13 protein-coding genes are annotated in these 22,552 nt (G+C 59.2%); 9 read left to right on the top strand and 4 right to left on the bottom strand.

Annotation, left to right across the window (positions count from 1 at the left end):
* Positions 1 to 57: 57 nt before the first annotated feature.
* From GWG67_RS33705 to GWG67_RS33715, 3 genes are read left to right on the top strand one after another with little or no spacing between them, the layout of a single operon-like run.
* Positions 58 to 1,428, top strand: coding sequence for a bifunctional 2-polyprenyl-6-hydroxyphenol methylase/3-demethylubiquinol 3-O-methyltransferase UbiG (locus GWG67_RS33705; protein WP_275173802.1), 1,371 nt, complete (start codon positions 58 to 60; stop codon positions 1,426 to 1,428).
* Entirely contained in the window at positions 1,425 to 2,156 is a 732-nt protein-coding gene (locus GWG67_RS33710) for a bifunctional 2-polyprenyl-6-hydroxyphenol methylase/3-demethylubiquinol 3-O-methyltransferase UbiG (RefSeq protein WP_275173803.1), read from the top strand. Before GWG67_RS33705 ends, GWG67_RS33710 begins: the two co-directional genes overlap by 4 nt.
* Positions 2,153 to 3,139 (top strand): glycosyltransferase family 2 protein, encoded by a 987-nt coding sequence (locus GWG67_RS33715; protein ID WP_275173804.1) that lies wholly within the window; start codon positions 2,153 to 2,155, stop codon positions 3,137 to 3,139. The genes GWG67_RS33710 and GWG67_RS33715 overlap by 4 nt, the downstream gene beginning before the upstream one ends.
* Positions 3,140 to 3,258: 119 nt before the next feature.
* Here the strand turns inward: GWG67_RS33715 and GWG67_RS33720 are convergent, their stop codons facing one another.
* The 3 genes from GWG67_RS33720 to GWG67_RS33730 form a co-directional block, all read right to left on the bottom strand.
* Positions 3,259 to 4,635 (bottom strand): O-antigen ligase, encoded by a 1,377-nt coding sequence (locus tag GWG67_RS33720; protein ID WP_275173805.1) that lies wholly within the window; start codon positions 4,633 to 4,635, stop codon positions 3,259 to 3,261.
* Positions 4,613 to 5,749 (bottom strand): glycosyltransferase, encoded by a 1,137-nt coding sequence (locus GWG67_RS33725; protein WP_342761073.1) that lies wholly within the window; start codon positions 5,747 to 5,749, stop codon positions 4,613 to 4,615. The genes GWG67_RS33720 and GWG67_RS33725 overlap by 23 nt, the downstream gene beginning before the upstream one ends.
* A gap of 474 nt (positions 5,750 to 6,223) precedes the next feature.
* On the bottom strand, positions 6,224 to 7,309 hold the full coding sequence (locus tag GWG67_RS33730) for a glycosyltransferase (protein WP_275173809.1): 1,086 nt from the start codon (positions 7,307 to 7,309) through the stop codon (positions 6,224 to 6,226).
* Positions 7,310 to 7,461: 152 nt separating this feature from the next.
* Between GWG67_RS33730 and GWG67_RS33735 the strand changes: the two genes are divergently transcribed.
* The 6 genes from GWG67_RS33735 to GWG67_RS33760 all read left to right on the top strand — a co-directional run bounded on the left by GWG67_RS33735 (position 7,462) and on the right by GWG67_RS33760 (position 17,558).
* Positions 7,462 to 8,133: a methyltransferase domain-containing protein gene (locus GWG67_RS33735; protein ID WP_275173838.1), complete on the top strand. Its 672-nt coding sequence runs from the start codon at positions 7,462 to 7,464 to the stop codon at positions 8,131 to 8,133.
* 106 nt (positions 8,134 to 8,239) lie between these two features.
* A complete protein-coding gene (locus tag GWG67_RS33740) occupies positions 8,240 to 9,358 on the top strand; it encodes a hypothetical protein (protein WP_275173811.1) in 1,119 nt (372 codons plus the stop codon).
* Positions 9,359 to 9,974: 616 nt separating this feature from the next.
* Complete coding sequence (locus GWG67_RS33745; RefSeq protein ID WP_275173813.1) at positions 9,975 to 12,746, top strand: Ig-like domain-containing protein; 2,772 nt, start codon at positions 9,975 to 9,977, stop codon at positions 12,744 to 12,746.
* A gap of 324 nt (positions 12,747 to 13,070) precedes the next feature.
* Positions 13,071 to 14,774: a type I secretion system permease/ATPase gene (locus GWG67_RS33750; RefSeq protein ID WP_275173814.1), complete on the top strand. Its 1,704-nt coding sequence runs from the start codon at positions 13,071 to 13,073 to the stop codon at positions 14,772 to 14,774.
* Positions 14,771 to 16,084, top strand: coding sequence for an HlyD family type I secretion periplasmic adaptor subunit (locus GWG67_RS33755; RefSeq protein WP_275173816.1), 1,314 nt, complete (start codon positions 14,771 to 14,773; stop codon positions 16,082 to 16,084). Before GWG67_RS33750 ends, GWG67_RS33755 begins: the two co-directional genes overlap by 4 nt.
* A gap of 859 nt (positions 16,085 to 16,943) precedes the next feature.
* Positions 16,944 to 17,558 carry a transglutaminase-like cysteine peptidase gene (locus GWG67_RS33760; protein WP_275173817.1) on the top strand — a complete coding sequence of 205 codons (615 nt, stop codon included), beginning with the start codon at positions 16,944 to 16,946 and terminating at the stop codon, positions 17,556 to 17,558.
* Positions 17,559 to 17,707: 149 nt separating this feature from the next.
* Here GWG67_RS33760 and GWG67_RS33765 read toward each other — a convergent pair whose 3' ends face one another.
* Positions 17,708 to 22,348, bottom strand: coding sequence for a DUF4082 domain-containing protein (locus GWG67_RS33765; RefSeq protein ID WP_275173819.1), 4,641 nt, complete (start codon positions 22,346 to 22,348; stop codon positions 17,708 to 17,710).
* Positions 22,349 to 22,552 lie beyond the last annotated feature (204 nt).

A 22,552-nucleotide genomic window follows, 5' to 3' on the forward strand; every position in this document is an offset into this window, starting at 1 on the left:
AGCTACGGCCATGCAAATGACCGGTACTTGGATCGGGTGATCAATGAATACCGATCCATGAAGTTCGATGTCGACCTGGTAGTTCTCTCAAATATCGAAAAGGCCGTTGCGCCCACTGTCGAGTGTCTTGTCGGACTTCCAACCAAAGACCCTTGGTCTCTCCCGTTTCTGCATAAGAAGCTGTTCCTAGAGCGGCTCAATTTGTACGATCTGTTCATCTACTCGGAAGACGACATTCTAATTACCGAAGAGAATATCCGCGCGTTTCTGGACGTTGAGTCTGACCTGAACGAAGACGAGATCGCCGGATTCTTGCGAGTTGAATATGGTCCGAACGGAGAGCGCAACTTTCCCGAGGTGCATGGTCATTTCCGCTGGGATTGTGAATCGGTCAGAGTTAGGGGGGGCTATACGCTCGCCCATTTCACGAACGAACACTCAGCCTGCTACGTACTAACCCGGCAACAGCTGGCGAAAGCGATTGCTTCGGGCGGCTTCCTGGTAGAACCGCACGAGGGAGAGTACGATCTTCTTTGCAGCGCTGCCACTGACCCGTATACCCAATGCGGGTTCAGAAAATTTATTGCCATCTCGCACATAGAGCAATTCTGGGTGCATCATTTGCCGAACAAGTATATCGGCCATTTTGGTGTCGACCAACACGAACTAGGCTCTCAAATATCGGCGTTGTTGCAGATCGCCTCTCAGGAGGAAAGACGTTGTTCGCTGCTGAATACCGAGACCAGCTTGTGGCACAAGATGTACTCGAAGGATTACTATGAACCGATCAGAAACGAAGTCTTGAGCTTGATCCCCAGGAGCGCCGAACGCATCCTGTCGGTCGGGTCAGCTTCCGGCGCTAATGAACTTTGGCTGCTCGAGACCGGAAAAAGGGTGGTAGCGGTACCGCTTGATGACGTCATAAGCAGCGAATCGGCCGCACGTGGGCTTCAGGTGGTGTCAGGAGATTTTGATACCGCTCGGGCAAAGATTGGCCCAATGAGATTTGACTGCATCTTGTTTCTCAACATTTTGCAGTTCGTTCATCATCCTAAGCATTTGCTGAGATTGTTTGCCGATGCTCTCTCGCCAGGAGGGGCAGTCCTCATTACGGCACCGAACTGGCCGTATGTCCGTTATCGGTGGCGGCGGAAGGGCGGCAGCGGGCCGCGCCATGGGCGGCTTAGCTTCGAAACGACGAGAATTCACAATACGTCGACCTCGGTAATTCAACGTTGGTGTGCCGAGTCGGGGCTCTCGATGGAGAGGACATCGAAAGTCGCTTCAGCCCGAGCCTACGGATCCAGGCAAAATCGTTTGTCCTCTCTTTTTGCCGCGGATGTGGTCGCTCTGGCAAAGAGAGTGGATGATCCGAATGAACGCAGAGGTTCGAAGAGAAACGGTGGAAACGCGGGCGAGCTGCTATGACAAATCGAAGAGACGGTAGCGCTTGTGACTCGGAACGTACCGAATACTACAGGCATTCACGCGAGGAAATTAGATCGCTCTTGCCAGATGGAGCATCGAGGATCTTGGAGGTCGGGCCGGGCGGCGGTTACACGCTGCGTTGGCTGAGATCGATCTATCCGAACGTCACGACCGTGGGGGTCGAGGTCAACCGCGAGCTGAAGGAAGAGTTGGAGGAAAACGCGGATATCGCCGTTATCGGCAATATCGATGACTGTTCATCCGACCTGGGCCAGTTCGACCTCGTCTTACTCCTTGATGTACTAGAGCACCTGCCGGATCCCGGGAGGACACTTCGATCGATCAGCGGGCTTCTAACGGAGGGCGGCCGCATCATCGTTTCGGTGCCGAACGTCGCACATTTGAGTGTAGCGCTGCCGTTGCTCTTCCGACGGAAATTTACATATCGGGATTCCGGGATTCTTGACCGTACGCATTTGAGGTTCTTTGTCGAAGGAACGGCCGTCGAACTTCTGAACGATGCTGATCTGATTGTCACAGATGGTTTGGTTGCGGGCATCGAAGGACCAAAATCGAAGCTGATTGACTGTCTCTCACTCGGGGTCCTTCGTCACCACCTGGTCAAGCAATATATCATGGCCGGGCAACGACGCGGCGATACCTCGGCACAACCCAAGATCGGTTGGAGGATGGCAGACAGCGTGTGCGCAACGGAGGGATGCCGGTGAGCTCCATAGATGTCATCATCCCCTGCTATCGGTATGGGCATTTTCTGAGAGATTGCGTCCAAACTGTTCTGACGCAATCCGGGGTGACGGTGCGCGTGTTGATTATCGACGACGCATCACCAGACAACACGGCTGAAGTTGCGCAAGAGTTGGCTCGCGAAGACTCACGGGTCAACGTTCTCAAACACGCATCTAATCGGGGGCACATCGCAACGTTCAACGAAGGGATTGCCTGGGCGGCGGCCGACTACATGGTGCTGCTTTCTGCGGATGATTGTCTGTTGCCTGGTGCCCTCGCGAGATCAGCCCGCCTGATGGATGATCACCCTTCTGTCGGTCTCGCTTTTGGTCGAGCGATCGTACAACAGGATGATCGAAGGGAAGACGTCGCTGCTCCCCCAGGCTTGGGGCCGGGAACACGGATATTATCTGGAATTGAGTTCGTCCGTCTCAGCCGTGCCAAGAACATCGTGCTCGCGCCTACCGTAATGGTTCGGACGAGCCTACAGAAAAAGGTGGGCGGATATTCGGCGCAACTGACGCACAGCGGGGACATGGAGATGTGGCTGCGATTTGCCGCGCACGCCGAGGTTGGATTTATTGACCAGAACCAGGCTGTTTATCGACGGCATACAGCCAATATGTCCACGACATACTCGCCGGAGCAGGATCTCGCTCAACGGAAGGCGGCAATTGAAGGATTTCTGAGCAGTTGCGCTCCAGTGCTCGCAAACGTTGATGATCTTCGGACCTGGTTCGTCCACGAACTGGCGCTTGACGCAGTAAAGAGTGCGAGCCGTGCCTTCAACGTAGGAGCAATGGGACTTTCCGACCGGCTTTGTGACGCTGCATTGAAAATCGACCCAAAGGTCGAAGGAACGCCGTCTTGGCTGGCTCTGGCTTGCAAACGGCGTTTAGGCCGTCGTGCGTGGCGGCTTCTGCAGCCGGCGGCCGATCGGTTACGGCAGATGATCGTGCGGTAGTAAAGCCTGCTTGGCCCTTGTGCCGGCGGACGCGCTGCGAGCGCAGTTCTCTCCCATTTGACGGAAGCTTGCGGGCATGGCCTGTCACGAGGAGCCATCGCGCCCCAATTCAGGCGCGCTTATGGTCGCGCGTGAACTAGGGAAATGTCAGCGGTCATCAACGGCATCGCTTCGTCCGCGAGCATCCGGTATTCGGTCATAGATGCCTCGCGAAGGGACGCGCGAATCCCCAGACAAAGACCCCAGAATATCCAAAGAAAGTGCCAGTAATGAACGGTCAGGCCGGTGAGCATCGTCAGTACGAGCGCCGTTGTAAATCCCCAATGTAGGGGATCGCTAGCGACCTTGCTGGCGTTTCGCCTGGCCGGCAGAATAGTTGCGATGTTGGTGAGGGCCACTAGCACAATCATGGGAATGCCGAAGCGTAACGCCAGCTGCAGCCACACGCAATCGACGGTGTAGTCCAATATTTCGTTGTGCAATGGGTTAAAGGCAAATCCGGTCCATGGTTCTTGGTCAATTTTCATTAGAGCCAGATCCCAGATCATCAACCGGAAGTAACCTGACACTGGATCGAGTGTCAGATGGGAGATGATCCAGCCGATCGGATGATTGGCGACGAAGAAGATCGCCAGTATGCCCGCTCCAACGGCAAACCAGAACACGCTCCAGCGCCATGAATAATTCCTCATGAAGCATTCGTATGTGAAGGCCACTATGCCAATGATGAACGACAGCAAAGGTGCAGAGGACATTGATAGTATGCATCCAAGAAGGCACACGCCCACCCACAATGTTCGCTTTGCACGGTTCTGTTCGTAAGACATCAGCAATGCGCCGGACAGAGTGCAAAACGTGCCGAACAGGATGGGGTGGTCAAAAGTGGATGCAGTCCTCAGCAGGTCCGCGCGAAAATCAGGCTGTAGCAGGGGGGCACTCTGGAAAATGCCGGCCAGAGTTGTGTGCACCATCAGTCTTCCGGTGATGCTGTCTGCGAGTGCCAGGAGCACGACGACGATCACGAATTTCTTCAGCACTTGAATGAATGTCGAAACGGCGGATCCGAAAAACAGCCCTCGGGCCACAAAGTATCCTCCGACGTACTCCAGGCACACCGCCACCGCGGATGACACGCTGCCGTCCCCTCCGACATGAGCCGCAGCCCCGACCATCCAGATGCCGGTTAAGGCCGCCAGATAGTCACTTGCTATGAAATGGCGATCAGCCTTTGTAAGTCGGAAAAGGGCCGGTATGAGCAGTATCAAGACGGCGATCCTGCCGACCGTGAGTTTGGCGCCAGACGCATCCACGGCAACCAGACCTCCAGGAAGCAGGATTGCTAGGAGGGCAATGTAACAAGCGATGGCGCCTGCAGTTCGGGGCTTCGGCCGCAGTTGTTCGCGATTGACGAGTGCCGAATGGGATAGCGTTGACTTCATTGCTCTCGCGTCCACGGTTCTGGATAAGCTGCCATCAGGATGCAACGGCTTGTTCAAGAACTTGCGCGTATCGCTCGATACACGCCTCTGTGTTGAAGCGGACCTTCGCCTCACTTGCGAGAGTCGCGCGAGAGGCCGTCCAATGCTCTCGATTTTCGATGATCGAAGTCATCGCTGAGACAAGGGCGGCTCTGTTGCGCTGAGGCCGAAATCTCTCACGCGCAACTCTATCCCATGTGACGGTCTCGGGATCTTCCAGGGGGTTGGGCACGAGGTGGCCATGCCTTCCTTCCAGGCCAATTTGCTCGCGGGCCCCCCCGACATCGCTCATCACAACGGGGAGGCCTGTGCAAAGAGCCTCCATTGGGGCGAGGGGCCATCCCTCAAAGAAGGAGTTGAGAACGAAGCAATCGGCCGCTGAGAGCAATGGGGACGGGTTGGACAGATTGTCGCGAAGATGGATTCGATGGCGCTCGGGGATATTCCTTTGAAGGAGCTGGAGCTGCTTCATGTAGACGGGATCATCCGCGCGACCGGCCAGGACAAGATGCGCATGCGGGAACAATTTTGCGACCTCTGCAAAGGCGACCAGCAAGCCGTAGGCGTTCTTCTGCATGACGTGACGGGCCAGCGACACGAATAGAAACTCATCTTGAAGACCCAGCCACTTCCTTGCCGCGGCTCGGTCAGTCATCTGCCGGTGGGTAGAATTGAAACCGTTGGGTATCGTGTAAATCGCATCGGCGTTGAACGCCGGGTTGCCACGCAAGTATTGCCGTCGTACCAGGTCGCTTACGGCAATCAGAAAACGAATATTGCGACTTCTCGTTCCCTCTGCTCGCCAGTTGGTCCCTATCGGGGTCGGAGCGGCGTGCAGCGTCTCGACCACCGATATTCCCAGCTCGTGGGCCGCCTGGAGCAGCCAGTCTGGAGGCGCATGAGCGCTGATAACGTCAGGCCGTTGTCCCCTGAGCCACCCGGGGCTTTCAGATGGGGATTTATGGATGACCTCAATCCCCTCTTCTTGTAGCGCGCGCATGAGGCGCCCTCCGGTCGCAGCCGGCTCTGTTATCATGACCGTGGATCTGATACCCCTGTCGGGCAGCCGCCGAGCAAGAAATGCCACGAACTCATCAATACCGCCGGCGTCCAAGACGCTCGTCGAAATCAAGCAAGATAGGCGTCGGTCAGGTCGGCTTGGCCGATCAACACTTGGGGGGAGGCGCGTGGCGGCCTGGTTCAAGTCAGCTGCGTGACGGGCGTTGTTCGAAATCATTCCCTCGCGGACGATCAGCGGCGAATTCCAACCTTCGACAGGTGCAGGACCCCCCTGAAGACGCGAGAGCATGCTGAGTCCTACTTGCCTCAGGACGCGAGGAATGGGCCAGGAGCGGCGCTGTGCCCAGAGAGCGGTCGTGACCACGGGGGAAAAGCGGGATGCCGAAAATTGCCTCACAATTGGCTCCTGGACCGGGAAAATCCTGCCCGCTATTTAAAATAGCGTTCGCCGATTTATAGCAAGTATTAAATATTTAATAAATCGACTTTTGGCCGTGCTGCTGGCTGATGAATAAACATGAACAACAGACCTATCGTGACAAAGCTCGCCGGCTGATGCAGAAGCACCTTCAGGGCAAGCGCCCCGTCAATCGAAGGAGATTTCAGGCCGACCTGTTCTGCCGTTTATTCCATGCCACAAGCCGGCGATCGTTAGCCTGGCAGCCGCTGGAGCACCAAGCAGAAGGTATCTCAGTGCGTACAACATCCAAATCGCGGAGTGGAAGACCCACCGCCACCCGGCCCGACGCCGAGAATAGAGGATACCGTTCCGGGCGGACAGGTAAACCGACAAATGGGACTGGTCTCTTGGATCGACAGCCGATCCTATGGTCGTGCCTCCCACGTGACGTATCAGCGCCCCCTCAGCGACCCCGATCCGGTGGCTGGCCCGCCGCCGGCCCCAGTCAAGGTCCTCCATATAGAGGAAGTAGTCGTCCATCATTAACCCTACATCAGCGATGAAGTCCCTCGTCACAAGCATACAAGCGCCGCTAATCGCATCGATCCTTTCAACAATTTCCGGTGTAAGGCGACGCCCCGCAGGCGAGTTTCGGCCGACAGCTATCACTCGCCCCGTCAGAGCGGACCATCGAAGCCCATAATTGGCGACCTTGTTCGGGGAATCGTCGAATACCAGAACCCCACCAACCATTCCGTATCCTTCGGCGGCTTTGGCCACCAACTGTGATAGGCACGTCTCAACGACCTCGGTGTCCGGATTGAGAACGAGCACAGCGTGCCATTCGGGCTGACCGAGCAATTTCTCGAGCCATGCGTTAACTCCGCCGGCGTAGCCGAGATTGTCAATTGCGAGCGCCACCCTGACCAAATTGGAGCGAGATCGAAATCGACATTTCGCCACGCTGGCCAGTCGTCCTCCCGGTCGGTCCAGTTGATGCGAGCAATCTTCGATTTGCTGCAATGTGCCGTGTTCGTGTGCAATGACCTCCATCAAAGACGCATAAGCTTCCGGTCCGCCATTCTCACAGATGAAAACATCAAAATTCTCGAAGTCGGACCGGGCAAGTGACTTCAAGCAGCGATCCACGTCGCCAGGGTTTCCGTATGATACGATGAGGACCGCTATCCTTGTGGCGTCCGGCCCGGTATTTGACATCGCTCCCTCGCTCGGATGATGACGGCCGTCGCAAACCTCGACGTGGCCCGTCATGGGTCGAATTGCGGCCCCTGCGCCGCCGGCCACGTTAAATAACTTAATAAATTATACCTTTTTGGCAATCAATATAATGTTGAATTGATTAAAGTGGCGATTTATAATCACTTGGAGATTTGCGCTTCATACGGAACTGGCGATTGATTGAAGTGTCACAGGCCATTGAACATAGCGGGTACGAGAAGGCTGCGTCGAGCAGCTTCCGTCTGGCGCGATTTTCGATCTTTCTCGAGCTGGTGAGCTCGATCCCGAGGACCGAGCGTCCGCTGCGTATCCTCGATATTGGCGGGGTCGAAGCCTATTGGTCGGACAAGGGGCACCTGATGGCCCGACCGACGGAGATAACGCTACTCAATCTGGATGGGGGCGGGCCGCCGAAGGCGGGCTTCACATTTTGCCAGGGCAACGCCTGCCATATGCCGGAATTCGCGAACGACAGCTTTGACGTGATCCATTCGAATTCGGTCATTGAGCACGTCGGTCAATGGCCGAGCATGATGGCCATGGCAAACGAGATCCGGCGCATCGCTCCCAATTATTTTGTGCAAACGCCGTACTACTGGTTTCCGATCGAGCCGCACGCGAGAACGCCCTTTCTGCATTGGCTTCCCGAGTCGCTGAAGTTCCGGCTTGTGATGGCTCGGAAGTGTGGTCCTTACTGGTCCAAAGCTGCGACCGTCGACGAGGCGATGAAGACGATACAAAGCTCGTCCCTGCTGGACAGGCGTATGTTCAGTGCATTGTTTCCCGACGCGTCGATCATCCCCGAGAAAATCCTTGGCGTAACCAAATCTCTGATGGCTGTACGAAAGCGCTCTTGACTTGTGAGGGAGCGCAAAAGAGCGGTCATCCTCATCCTGGAGAGGTACCCGATCGCTTGGCGCAAGAGAGCTTGAACAGCGCCGCGGGGTCTGATGGTCGTTTAGAATGAAATCCTTGCTCTGTTTGGTGGCGGCGCTGGTGATGGTCGCATCTTCCGATGAAGATGACGTCCGCATCGCGCAAGAGAGGAGCGGCAAGGGCGAGTGCACGGCCAACCGCTGCGATGTGAGTGAGCAAAGGGCTTCATCTGCAGCACCTCAGCATCCGGAATTGCTAAAACGCTATGCCGTACGGCCGGACTGGAGTGTCGCCGGCGTCGATTATGCGGTCGGGGCGGCATCGACATCGCTCAAGGATCCGGCGACGATCTCGATGGCGGGCGTTTCGATAGATACGTCGAGCCGCACGGTCGCGATCAGCGGAAACAACATCACGCTTGATGGGTATGATTTTTCGCTTCACGGCGGATATCAGGTGAGCGTCGCAGGCGCGAATGCGACGATCTCGAACAGCAATTTTGCGATTGGCACCAACCAGGGATCATATCTGGTCTACGGGACCTCGGGGGCGTCCAATCTGATCCTCGCGCATAATAGCTTTGATGGCAGCGCCATCGGTAACGCGACATCGTTCATCGGATTCGCGGGCTCGGGCCTGGTCACCATGGAGTACAACTGGTTCAGGAAGTTTCCGCAGCACGTCGTCGAATTCACGCAGGCAAACGGCAGTCCGAGCTTCTCGGTTATCTACAAATATAATCTGATCGAGCAGGGGGCGATTAAAGACGGCGCCCATCTGAATTTCCTGCAGTTCGGCGGCGGTGCCGCGAGCTCGGTGGATGTCGAGTTCAATACCACCTATCAGACCCCGCAGACGTCGGGAGGTGAGGGCTTCCAGTTCTACAGCAATACGCAGGGCGGAGTGATCCAGGATGCCGTCATGGCATACAACACGATGATCGCGGTTGGTGGATCCGCGGGGTCAGCGATGTCGTATATGGTTCATGCCAATTCCTATAACGACAACAGTTCTGCTCACAGTGGCAGCGTGCACGACAACTTCTTTGATCTGCAGGCGGCGTGGGGGGCATTCTACTCCGCTCCGAGCGGCTGGTCGTTCTCCAATAATATGGATATGCGCACCGGTCAGGTGATCAATTCGAACAATGCGAGATCAGCAGCTAAATTAAATAAGGCATCGCAACCGCGGCCAGCTTCTCGCTGATGGTTCGTTCGTGTCTCGAACATGACTGCCGGATCCGGTCCGCTTCAAAGTCGCGGCATGGGGCGCACTGCGACCCGCGAGACGAACTCAACGGGCGCTTTTCCGGCTCTTGTTGGGCGCCCTCGATCCCGGTCGAGCCGGTGCAATGGATCTCCTGATGTAGGTTCTCTTCTATTGGCTGCGACATTGTGCGCCAGACGCGAACTGGTCCGGCTGCCATCATTTCGCTTGGCATAACTAAATTCAGATTCTTTCGCGCGCAGCTTTCGTCAATTTCCGACCCGCTGTGAATTCGTAAAACTAACTTCTTGTCCTTGAACGCGAATGATCGAGATGCTCGATGTGGATAGATAATCAAATAAATACCTACTCCAGTATGTTTATATTTTCCGGTGGATAAGTATGAAAGCGGAGTCACTACTTTAGACCGCTGAATTACCTTTGCTGAGTCGTGTTGTTGTCCAAAAAAAGCCTTTGGTGGTGAGCCATACGGATGCCGCCTAGCATCCAGGCTTGGCTCTACGTGACCTGAAATCGCTGCGTGACTTCAAATGGGGTTATTTGATCGCGCAGTGCGTGGCAGGTCAGATTAAACTCGAAGAGGGGACTCTCCTTAATGGCAACTTCGCAACTTCCGAACCTGCTTGACGGCTATTCAACCCGGCCGAGCTGGAATGTGGCCGGCGTCGATTATGCGGTCGGGGCGACATCGACATCGCTCAAGGATCCGGCGACGATCTCGATGGCGGGCGTTTCGATAGATACGTCGAGCCGCACGATCACGATCAGCGGAAACAATATCACGCTTGATGGGTATGATTTCTCGCTTCACGGCGGATATCAGGTGACCGTCGCAGGATCGAATGCGACGATCTCGAACAGCAATTTTGCGATTGGCGCCAACCAGGGATCATATCTGGTCTACGGGACCTCGGGGGCGTCCAATCTGACCCTCGCGCATAATACCTTTGACGGCAGCGCCATCGGTAACGCCACATCGTTCATCGGCTTCGCCGGTTCGGGCCAGGTCAAGATGGAGTACAACTGGTTCAAGGAGTTTCCGCAGCACGTCGTCGAATTCACGCAGGCAAACGGCAGCCCGAGCTTCTCGGTCGTCTACAAATATAATCTGGTCGAGCAGGGGGCGATCCAAGACGGCGCCCATCTGAACTTCCTTCAGTTCGGCGGCGGCACCGCGAGCTCGGTGGATGTCGAGTTCAATACCACCTATCAGACCCCGCAGGCGTCGGGAGGCGAAGGCTTCCAGTTCTACAGCAATACGCAGGGCGGAGTGATCCAGAATGCCACCATGGCATACAACACGATGATCGCGGCCGGCGGAGACGCCGGGTCAGCGATGTCGTATATGGTTCATGCCAATTCCTACAACGACGACAGTTCTGCCCACAGTGGCAGCGTGCATGACAACTTCTTTGATCTGCAGGCGGCGTGGGGGGCATTCTACTCCGCTCCGAGCGGCTGGTCGTTCTCCAACAATATGGATATGCGCACCGGTCAGGTGGTCAATTCGAATAATACCGAATCGGTGCCGAAATCTGCACCAGTGGTGGTGCCGGCAGGAGCCGATGGCTCGTCGGGCAGCACGTCGTCTGGTTCCGGTTCGACCGGTTCTACTCTGCCGGCCGCTCCCGTCATCGCGTCGTTCTCGACCGACAGCGGCGCCGCCGGCGACAAGATCACCAACGACAATACCGTCGAGCTCAAGGGGTCGGCTGCCGCCGGCAGCACGGTCAAGGTCTACGATGGTACGACCCAGATCGGTTCGGCCACTGCGGACTCGAGCGGCGCCTGGGACTACATCACAAAGGTTCTGACTGACGCCAAGCATACGCTCACCGCAACGGCGACCAACTCGTCGGGTCAGACCAGCGCGGCGTCGTCTGCGTTGGCAATCACCGTCGACACTAAAGCGCCGACTGCGCCGACCATGGCCAGCCATACGGTGAACAGTGCCAATCAGGTGGTGTTGTCGGGCTCGGCGGAAGCGAGCAGTGTCGTCAAGGTATTCGACGGCACGACCCAGATCGGGACCGTCACGGCCGACAGCAATGGCGCTTGGGGCTACACCAGCGCTGCCCTAGCAGCCGGTTCGCACAGCCTCACCGCCAAGGCAACGGACGCGGCAGGCAACACCGGCGCGGCGTCCACCGCGTTCGCGGCGAGCATCAGCAGTTCGGCACCGACCTCGCCGACGTCACCGTCGTCGCCGACCGCGCCCACGTCGCCGACTGCCGGTACGGTCGTCGAGTCGGCTGGCTCGACAACTCTCGTTGAGAGCAGCGGCAAATTTTACCTCAACGGCAGCACCGGATCGGGCCCCACGCTGAAGGATAACGGTGTGGCGTTTGTGAGCGGGTCAGATGGCACCTGGACTCCAATTGGTGCGGAGAAGACGGCGACGGGCTATGAGGTTGCCTGGAAGGAGACCAGCACCGGTCAGTACACGGCGTGGAACACCGACAACAACGGCAACTACGTTTCGCATGTCGACACCCTGACCGGGTCAACGTGGGGCGGCTCCGTGTCGGGTACGGACTCCGGCCTGAAATCGTTGGAGACCACCTTCCATCAGGATCTGAACGGTGACGGTCAGATCGGTACTTCCACTGCCACCGCACCAACGTCGCCAGCGCCGACCACTGGCACGGTCGTCGAGTCGGCTGGTGTGACAAGTCTCGTTGAGAGTGGCGGCAAATTCTACCTCAACGGCAGCAGCGGAACGGGCCCTTCGCTTAAGGATGGCGGTGCCGATTTCGTGAGCGGGTCAGATGGCACCTGGACTCCCATTGGTGCGGAGAAGACGGCGACGGGCTATCAGGTTGCCTGGAAGGAGGCGAGCACCGGTGAATACACGGCGTGGAACACCGACAACAACGGCAACTACGTCTCCCATGTCAGCACCCTGACCGGCTCCACGTCCGGCGGCTCGGTGTCGGGTACGGACTCTGGGCTTAAGTCGCTTGAGACAAGCTTCCATCAGGATCTCAACGGTGATGGGCAGGTCGGTACTTCGAACCTGGCTACGTCGTCCACGAGCACCACGCAGACCATTGCTACTTCGAGCTCAACAACCAGCAACACACAGACGAGCACTTCAGGCAATGACGTGTTCGTTGGGACCAGCAAGGCTGACACTTTCTCGTTTGCCGCGAATTTCGGCAACGATGTTGTCAAGGGCTTCGTTGCCAGCGGACCTGCTCACGACGCGATCGAGTTCAGTAAGAGCGTGTTCGACAGTTTTGCCAGTGTTCTCTCCCACGCGACCCAATCAGGTGGCGACGTCGTCATCGCGACGGGGGACGACACGCTCACGCTGAAGAACATGAAGGTCGGTTCGTTGACCAGCCAGGACTTCCACTTCGCGTAAGGTATGGGCATCCACACCGAGTAGTACTCAACAACTGCCTTGGGGATCTCTTGGGGGATCTTCCGACAAAGGCATGGTTCAAGGGCGGCTACCATGATTGACTTTGGACGGCGGGGGGGATTCCCCCCGCCCGCGAATCTTTATCGAATTCCACTTCTACATATATCAGGGCTATGGGCGGTCGGACGGCGGTGGGCGGAAGACGCCGAACTGCGGACGCCGCAACTGATCGGCTGGGCAAAGCGCTCGGTCGAAGCCCTGCGGCGACGGATATTCGCTGGTCGACCCCGGCCGGCGGAGGACTATGACGAGTCGCAGTCAGAGATGTCGGCTTTCCTGCGGTCTTGCCGCCGGATTTTCTGGGCTCTCGCGGCCTTCAGCGGGATGAGCAATCTCCTCATGCTCACCGGGTCGTTTTTCATGCTGCAAGTCTATGATCGGGTGCTCCCCGGGCGCAGCATACCGACGCTGATCGCCTTGATGGTTCTGGCGACGGTGCTTTACCTGTTTCAGGGTGGGCTGGACCTCGTCAGGAACAGGATCAGCGCCCGGGTCGGCCGGTATTTCGATGAAAGGCTCGGTGTTCGGATATTCGACGCGCTTGTTCGCCTGCCTCTCAAGACCAGGGCCGATGGCGATGGCTTGCAGCCGGTGCGGGACCTTGATCAGGTCCGCAGCTTCCTGTCGAGCGGAGGGCCGACGGCGCTCTTTGATCTGCCTTGGATGCCGATCTATCTCGGCGTCTGCTTCCTCTTTCACTTCTGGATTGGCGTCACTGCGCTGGCCGGCGCGCTGGTGCTGGTCGGCATTACGCTGCTCACGGAAACACGCACCCGAGGGCCGGCAAAGGCGTCCTCGCGCCTGGCCGTTTCGCGAACTGCCCTTGCGCTCGAGGGGCGGCGCAATGCCGAGGTTCTGCAGGCCATGGGCATGCGGCAACAAGCGGCTTTCCGTTGGCGGGATGTCAACGCGAAGTACCTCGCGGCCCATGAGCGGGCCAGCGATGTCGCAAACGGACTCGGTGGCGCATCCAAGATCTTCCGGGCGATCTTGCAATCGCTGGTTCTCGCCGTTGGTGCCGTCCTCGTCATCAACCAGGAATCGAGCGCCGGCATCATCATCGCCGGATCGATTCTCACCGCGCGTGCACTGGCGCCCGTCGAAATGGCCATTGCGAACTGGAAAGGATTTGTCGCCGCGCGGCAATCGGGGCAACGGCTCGATCACTTGCTGAAGCTTCTGCCTAACGAGGAGGAGCGCTTGGCATTGCCGGCGCCTGTTGAAACCCTCACCGCGGAGCACCTCTATATTGGCGCCCCGAACTCCGACAGGCCGACCCTCAGCGAAGTGTCGTTCCAGCTGCGGAGCGGGCAAGCGGTTGGAATCATCGGTCCGAGCGGGTCCGGCAAATCGACGCTGGCACGCGCGCTGGTGGGAGTGTGGCCGTGCATTAGAGGCAGGATCCGGCTCGACAACGCTTCGCTCGATCACTGGTCTTCAGACGCGCTCGGCAAGCACATCGGCTATCTGCCTCAGGACGTCGAATTGTTCGACGGCAGCATCGCAATGAACATTGCGCGGTTCGACCCGGAGGCAACGGCCGCTGCTGTTCTGGAAGCCTCACATGCCGCGGGCGCGCACGACCTCATTCTCTCCCTTCCGGACGGCTACAGCACGAAGATTGGCGAGGGAGGGCTGGCGCTGTCGGCGGGACAGCGGCAGCGTATCGGGCTCGCGCGCGCCTTTTACGGCAAGCCCTTCCTGGTCGTGCTTGACGAGCCGTCTTCCAATCTCGATGCCGAGGGCGAGGAGGCCTTGACCGAGGCGATCCTGAACGTGCGCCGCCGGGGAGGGATTGTCGCCGTTGTCGCGCATCGTCCGAAGGCGCTGGAAGGTGTGGACCATGTCTTGTGCCTCGGGGAAGGCAGGGTTCAGTCTTTCGGCAAGAGGGAGGAGGTTCTCAAGAGAGTGTTGCGCAATCCAGTACCGCTCAAGGTCGTCGCGGAAACTCAAGGAGGCGGTCGATGAACGACCAGGTGACACCGGCGCTGCAATCAATCCAGCGTTACATGATCGTCGGTATGATCATGTTCGGTTTTGTAACCTTTGGGGTCGGCGGTTGGGCGACAACGACCCAATTGTCGGGCGCGGTGATCGCCCAAGGCGTGGTCGTGGTGGATTCGAGCGTCAAGAAGGTTCAGCACTCCACTGGTGGGATCGTGGGAGAGTTGCGCGTGCGGGAGGGCGCGCGGGTTAATGCAGGGGATATTTTGATCCGCCTCGACGAGACGCAGACGCTCGCGAATGCCACCATCGTCACGAACAGCCTCGATGAGCTGTTCGCGCGGCAGGCTCGTCTGGAGGCCGAGCGCGATGGCGCCGAGCAGGCTGTCTTTCCCAAGGTGCTGCTCGACCGGGCCAAGGAGAGCAACTCGGAGGCGAGCCGTGCGATTACTGCGGAGCGAAAGCTGTTCGAGCTGCGTCGTCAGGCGCGGAGCGGCCAAAAAGCGCAGTTGCAGGAGAAAAGCGCGCAGCTGGAAAACGAGATCAAAGGCCTCACGGGGCAGACCGAGGCCAAGCAGAAGGAAGTCGAATTTATCCGGCAGGAGCTGGAGGGCGTGCGCAGTCTCTGGCAAAAAAATCTGGTGCCGATCACGCGGCTCAATTCCCTCGAGCGGGATTCCGCTCGCCTCGAAGGCGAGCGCAGCCAGCTGGCAGGAATGATTGCGCAGTCGAAGGGCAAGATTGCCGAAATCGGACTCCAGATCATTCAGATCGACCAGGACCTGCGGACGGAAGTGGGCAAGGATCTGATCGAAACGCGATCGAAGCTCTCCGAGCTGAGCGAGCGCAAGACCGCGGCGGTCGATCAATTGAATCGGATCGATATCAGGGCACCGCAAACCGGTCGCGTCCACGAGCTGAGCGTCCACACGGTCGGAGGTGTGATCGCTCCCGGCGAGCAGATCATGCTGATCGTGCCCGATGCGGACTCGCTTGCGGTCGAGGTCAAGATCGCACCGCGCGATATCGACCAGGTCTATATGGGGCAGACCGCGACAATGCGCTTCGCGGCGTTCAACCAGAAGACCACGCCCGAAATCGACGGAGAGGTCAGCATGGTCTCGGCAGACATCACGCAGGACCAGCGCGCCGGCACCAGTTACTACACGGGTCGCGTTCTGCTGAAGCCGGAAGAGCTGGCGAAACTCGGGTCGGCCAAGCTGTTGCCCGGCATGCCGGTGGAGGTCTTCATCAAGACGGCCGGTCGGACCGCGTTGTCTTACCTGCTCAAACCGCTGCACGATCAGGCGGGGCGCGCATTCAAGGAGCGCTGAGTCTTCGCGGAAGATAGCAGCGTTCGACTGCGCGCATTCCAGGCGGGCGCCCTATCCGTGGGCGCCGGCGTTGCGGCCAGCCTCTGAAGGCACGGCTGGGCGGCCGGGCGCATCGGCAGCGGGCGGGCTCGGCCGACGAGTGCGCGTCACAAGCCGGATCGGAGTCTGCAGTCTGCTTTGCAGAGTCGACACCAGCGTTCTGAAGATGTCGGGTCGCCGCAAGAGATTTGGTGGGGCGAACGTGGTGAGATCGACCCACCTCCTGATCAACCGCGGTCGCGCTGCTTTCGACGGATCGACCGTGGCAGATGCCTGGGCGAGATTGCGGATCGCTCGAACGACCGTCGGTTCAGTACGTCCATTCGCTTGGCGTACAGGGTCATCGCCGCTACGAAGACAAGTATCGTAGCTTCAGCTCCCAGGATGACGAGTAGCTCACCTGGCATATGGAATCTGCCTTCCCGAGGAAGCACCGTTTGACGATTTGGCCTCGGTGAATAATTAAATCAACAGTTATGATTATATGGGCGGTTGAATTCTTGCCCTGGCTGGATCGGCGAACCACGTCTGTTCCGTGCCGCGCCGCGCTTGCCGCGCCTTTCCATCGAGAACGATTGTAGCCGCAAGGCTTCCCGTTCCATTCATCCTTGCATTTGTCCTTGCAGGCGCCGCCGGTGTCACTGCAGCCCGTTTGAGCGACTTTCAACGCGAATTTGATTATTAATTTATTCTTGCCGATTTAATTAAGTGGAATTATATTAAATAAATAATACGAAATAATTATTTTCGCGCGATCGGGACGCGCGCCGCGTCGGCGGTGGATCCGACCTCAGTTTGGCGTACGCAGGGGGATCGGCAGATGCAGCGAACCTCGGGCCCAGTCATCGCGGCAGCCGTAGCTGTCATGATCGGAGGCGTTCAGTGGGCGCATGCGGCATTGTTGACCGTGCCGACGGCGCCGCGAGCGGCTCTTGCGCACATCGAGTTGGGACGCCCGACGCTTCCGCCCCTCACGTACACGGTGTTTTGCCTGCGCTATGAGGCTGAATGTCGCCCGCGGCGCTCCTTCCGCGGTGGGCCGGCCCGGTTGACGAAGGAACGGTGGGCAGAGCTGAAAGCAATCAATCGCGCCGTGAACCGCGCCATTGCTCCGCAGCCCAATGAACTCGGGCTTGCCGGTGAGGAGTGGATCGTTAACCCCGATCGCGGTGATTGCAACGACTACGCAGTGAGCAAGCGTCATGAACTGCTGCAACGCGGCTGGCCCGCACGGGCCCTGCTATTGAGCGAAGTGGTCACCAGTTCTGGAGACCATCACCTTGTGCTGGTGGTGCGCGCCAGGACTGGCGACCTGGTCCTCGACAATCTGACGCCCGAGATCAAGCCGTGGTCGCGGGTGCCGTATGGCTGGGTCCGCATGCAGATGCCGAGCGACAGCCGACTGTGGGCGACGACTGGCCGACCGGGAGCATGAGCTCCTGCCACGCGGCCGGAATCCCCATCGACGTATAAGTATAGATAACTCTCAAGAGTGGCAGCTTCTCGACATCTCACCTCAGCCGGGGCCGCACCGACGTTCGCCCGCAGATCGCGGGCGATGGTCGAGAGCCGGCGCGCCCGCCGTTATGACGCCGCGATCCCCAGCGTGTTCCCGGCGGCGGCCGTGGGGTCCACCCAACGTCGGATGGTGCCATCATATATATCGGCACCGTAGAGCCAACCGTCGGGCCCCTTCTGCAGGTCCACAATGCCTGGTACGTTGTCCACCAACTGGACGCCTGCGACCTGCCGGCTCGCATTCAATGTCGCAGCGTAGATCGTTCCATTGTAGACGTCGTCGAAGAACATCGTGTTCTGATTGTAGAAATCCCCCGCAGTGATCACGTGGGCGTTGTCCGGAGCCCCGTGGCTCAGAGGCAAGATCGGGAACACGGCAGGCGGGTCCGACGTATTGTTACGGTTGCCATTATTGTAGAAGGTGATCGCCTGGGCGAGGTCCTGGTAGCTGGCGGTTTTGTTCGGACCTTCAAAATAGGGCCATCCGAAATTCGAGCCGGCGGGCCCCGTATCGATCTCTTCCCAGTTGTTCCAGCCCACATCTCCAACTACAGGCAAATTCGTGACGGGATCGAAGCTGAAGCGGTACGCGTTGCGGACGCCGTAGTAAAACACTTTCGACTGATTGCTGTTTGGATCGCCGGCCTGATAATACGGATTGCCGGGCGCTCCCTCGCCTGTGATGGGATCGATCCGCAAGAGCTTGCCCGAGAGATTGTGGATGTCTTGGACCCGCACTGCGCGGGGATCGACGAAGTTGTACGATGTGCCATCCCCGACCGTGAGGTAGAGATAGCCGTCGGGGCCGAAATGAACGGCACCGATAGAATGCGAATCGCTGTCGGTCGCAATGTAATCACGGATGTTCTGGTTCTGGATTCCGGGCCGATCGGGATCGTTGTCCTGAGATCCAACCTCGATCTGACTCGCGGGAGCTGTGATTGTGGTGCCGTTGACAATCCCGGAAGGAACGATGCTGGGATCGCCGCCGCTGTTCGCGTCGGGACGGCTGGTATAGGCCCAGATGCTGTTCTTGCCGACCAACACCACTTCACTGGACGGATCGGCGATCATTGTGGTGGGGTCGACGGTGACCCTCACCAGCCGATCAGGTCGGTTGCCGCCCTGATCGGCGGCCGCGAGACCGCTCTGGCCCGCCGTCTCGGGCGGATCGTAGGTGTAGAGCAGGTAGACATAGTGGTTGCTTGCGAAATTCGGGTTCACCGCGATCCCCAGCAGCCCGCGATCACCGAAATCATTGACCTCGCTCGAAAGGTCGATGAGCGGAGTCGATCGCAATGTGCCGTTGTCCACCACGCGCACTACGCCGTCCTTCTGCGCGACCAGCATGTAGCGGCCGTCGGGAGTCCAGTCCATCGCCGATGGTTGGTTCAGCCCCGTCACCGCTGTCTCGCCCACCAGATTGCCGAGAGCGGGGTTGTCATTATCCAGGATCTTCACTGTCGTTGTTGCCTGAGTGCCGAGAGTGGCGCCCGTCGGGTTGCTCAAGGTGACGGTGAAGGTTTCGTCGTTCTCCGGCGTCGTATCGTTGATGATCGGCACCGAGATGGTTTGGCTCACCTGGCCAGCAGCAAAGGTCACCGTGCCGGACGTGGTCGTGTAATCGGATCCTGCGAGTGCGCTGCCGTTGCTCGTCGTGAAGCCGACCGTGGCTGCTTGATTGACGTTCCCGCTGCGCAGCAGCGTCATCGTCGCCATGGGGGTACTCTCCGCGACACTCACCACGACGTCCGCCATTGCGATCGAGGCGGGTGAGTCGTCGTCGACGATGGTTACGAGCACCGTGCGTGGGGCTCCGAGGGATCCGGAGCCGGGATTTTGAATCCCGACGGCGAACGTTTCGTTGCCCTCGGTAAGCTGATCGTTGACGATGGAGACGGTGAAGCTCTTGGTGCTCTCCCCCGGTGCGAACACGATCTGGCCGGTGTTCGCTCGACCATTGAAGGTGGGCTGGATGAAGTCCGATCCAGCCGTCGCAGTTCCGGCGGTGCCGATTTCGTTCGTCGTGTACTCAACGGTGTTTTGAGACTGGAGGTCGCCGGAGCGTACGACGGTGATGGTGGCCGTGCCGGCCGCTTCACTGACATAGATCGTAGAACTGTTAAGGAGTGCGATGACGTTGGATGGAGCGAAGACGACGTCGCGGAAATAGTTTGTATTCTGGTAGACGGCGGTCGGGAAGACGCCCGCGGTGTAGTCGAAGACGCCGGCGCCGGCCGGAGCGTTCAGGCCACCATTGTTGATGCCGAACGCGAAGTTTTGGGGGGTGGAGACGTAGTAGCTGTTGATATTGACCGAGACCACGTAGGTCGTACCGGCCGTGATGGTGAGCGGCGTGGCGAGCGCCTGCTGCTGCCAGCCCGATGCGCCTTCGTTGGTGAAGATGACCGTCGCCAGCTCTTGGCCCGTTGCCGACCAGATGTGGCCGATATGGGTGCCGGTCTCGTTCGAGGCCTTGTAGTACCGGATCGCCTGGATCACGCCGGAAGCGTCGCTGGTGAAGCGCATCCCCAGCTCATAATCCGCCCCTATCCCGTCGGTGGCATTGGTGATGGATGGGGTCTGGGTGGTGAACAGGGTGGTGGTGGCACTCGCAGCGGCAACCGTCGCCGTGGCACTGCTGGTTGCGTTCTCGCCGGTGCCGAGTTGGTCGGTGTAGGTGGCATTGACCCGGATCCGCTTGCCGACCAGGCTGCTATCGAGGGTGAGGCTCGAGGTGGTGGCGGACAGATTCGTCCAGGTGGTGCCGTCGGGGCTGCTCTGCCAGCGATAGGTGATGCTGGCCGGGACGCCGTCGGGATCGGCGACGCTGGCCGTCAGCGTCTGGTTCTGGGTCGCCGTGCCGTTGATCGTGACGACGCCGACGTCGTTGACATTGGCCACTTTCGTGGCGGTCGCGGCGCTCACCGGGGTCTCGTTGCTGCCCCGGGAGTCCGTGTAGACGGCGCTGACACGTATGAAGCCGCCGACCTGGGCCTGCCCGAGGGTCAGCGTGCTCGCCGTCGCGCCCGTGATGTTGCTCCACGTGGTGCCGTCCGTGCTTCGCTGCCATTGATAGGTGATGCTGCCCGGCAGGCCATCGGCATCGCTCACCGTCGCGGTCAAGGTCTGGTTCTGCGTCGGCGTGCCGTTGATGCTCACCGTGCCCGGGTGATTGGTGGGTTGGGTCCCGCTCGCAGCGAACACGACGTCGCGGAAGTAGTTCGCATTCTGATAGGTGGCGCTCGGGAAGACGCCTTTGGTGTAGTCGAAGACGCCGGCGCCGACCGGCGCGTTCAGGCCGCCATTACTGATGCCGGAGGCGAAGCCTTGCGTGGTGGAGACGTAGTAGCTGTTGATATTGACCGAGACCACGTAGGTCGTACCGGCCGTGATGGTGAGCGGCGTGGCGAGTGCCTGCTGCTGCCAGCCGGAGGCGCCTTCGTTGGTGAACGTGACGGTTGCCAGCTCCTGGCCCGTCGCCGACCAGATGTGGCCGATATGGGTGCCGGTCTCGTTCGAGGCCTTGTAGTACCGGATCGCCTGGATCGCGCCGGAGGCGTTGGCGGTGAAGCGCATCCCCAGCTCGTAGTCCGCCCCGATCCCGTCGGTGGCATTGGTGTTGGCCGGCGTCTGGGTGGTGAACAGGGTGGTGGTGGCACTCGCAGCGGCAACCGTCGCCGTGGCACTGCTGGTTGCGTTCTCGCCGGTGCCGAGCTGGTCGGTGTAGGTGGCATTGACCCGGATCCGCTTGCCGACCAGGCTGCTATCGAGGGTGAGGCTCGAGGTGGTGGCGGACAGATTCGTCCAGGTGGTGCCGTCGGGGCTGCTCTGCCAGCGATAGGTGATGCTGGCCGGGACGCCGTCGGGATCGGCGACGCTGGCCGTCAGCGTCTGGTTCTGGGTCGCCGTGCCGTTGATCGTGACGACGCCGACGTCGTTGACATTGGCCACTTTCGTGGCGGTCGCGGCGCTCACCGGGGTCTCGTTGCTGCCCCGGGAGTCCGTGTAGACGGCGCTGACACGTATGAAGCCGCCGACCTGGGCCTGCCCGAGGGTCAGCGTGCTCGCCGTCGCGCCCGTGATGTTGCTCCACGTGGTGCCGTCCGTGCTTCGCTGCCATTGATAGGTGATGCTGCCCGGCAGGCCATCGGCATCGCTCACCGTCGCGGTCAAGGTCTGGTTCTGCGTCGGCGTGCCGTTGATGCTCACCGTGCCCGGGTGATTGGTGGGTTGGGTCCCGCTCGCAGCGAACACGACGTCGCGGAAGTAGTTCGCATTCTGATAGGTGGCGCTCGGGAAGACGCCTTTGGTGTAGTCGAAGACGCCGGCGCCGACCGGCGCGTTCAGGCCGCCATTACTGATGCCGGAGGCGAAGCCTTGCGTGGTGGAGACGTAGTAGCTGTTGATATTGACCGAGACCACGTAGGTCGTACCGGCCGTGATGGTGAGCGGCGTGGCGAGTGCCTGCTGCTGCCAGCCGGAGGCGCCTTCGTTGGTGAACGTGACGGTTGCCAGCTCCTGGCCCGTCGCCGACCAGATGTGGCCGATATGGGTGCCGGTCTCGTTCGAGGCCTTGTAGTACCGGATCGCCTGGATCACGCCGGACGCGTCGGCGGCGAAGCGCATCCCGAGCTCATAGTCCGCCCCCACCCCGTCGGTGGCGTTGGCGATGGACGGTGTCTGGGTGGTGAACAAACTTGCCATTTTGTTCTCCGCGCAAGTCGATTCCTGCACTCGGTGATTTAACTGAACGCGAAGTTAAGTGTTTTAAATATTATATTTATTATTCCGCTTGTGAAGCAACCCGCGTGTGCACGGATGTCAACTTCTCTTGAAGGGTGTGTTCGCTGTCGGCCTCCGCCGCATGAACGACGGCCTGGCGGGGCTTCGCGGGGAGAGTTTTGCGAT

It is taken from the genome of Bradyrhizobium sp. CSS354 (genome assembly GCF_029051725.1).
Classification (GTDB): domain Bacteria; phylum Pseudomonadota; class Alphaproteobacteria; order Rhizobiales; family Xanthobacteraceae; genus Bradyrhizobium.

Excerpts from the sequence above, each read along its gene's own strand:
- GWG67_RS33705 (WP_275173802.1), top strand. The coding sequence starts at position 58 with ATGAAGTTCGATGTCGACCTGGTAGTTCTCTCAAATATCGAAAAGGCC.
- GWG67_RS33710 (WP_275173803.1), top strand. The coding sequence starts at position 1,425 with ATGACAAATCGAAGAGACGGTAGCGCTTGTGACTCGGAACGTACCGAA.
- GWG67_RS33730 (WP_275173809.1), bottom strand. The coding sequence starts at position 7,309 with ATGACGGGCCACGTCGAGGTTTGCGACGGCCGTCATCATCCGAGCGAG.
- GWG67_RS33740 (WP_275173811.1), top strand. The coding sequence starts at position 8,240 with ATGAAATCCTTGCTCTGTTTGGTGGCGGCGCTGGTGATGGTCGCATCT.
- GWG67_RS33745 (WP_275173813.1), top strand. The coding sequence starts at position 9,975 with ATGGCAACTTCGCAACTTCCGAACCTGCTTGACGGCTATTCAACCCGG.
- GWG67_RS33750 (WP_275173814.1), top strand. The coding sequence starts at position 13,071 with ATGTCGGCTTTCCTGCGGTCTTGCCGCCGGATTTTCTGGGCTCTCGCG.
- GWG67_RS33755 (WP_275173816.1), top strand. The coding sequence starts at position 14,771 with ATGAACGACCAGGTGACACCGGCGCTGCAATCAATCCAGCGTTACATG.
- GWG67_RS33760 (WP_275173817.1), top strand. The coding sequence starts at position 16,944 with ATGCAGCGAACCTCGGGCCCAGTCATCGCGGCAGCCGTAGCTGTCATG.
- GWG67_RS33765 (WP_275173819.1), bottom strand. The coding sequence starts at position 22,348 with ATGGCAAGTTTGTTCACCACCCAGACACCGTCCATCGCCAACGCCACC.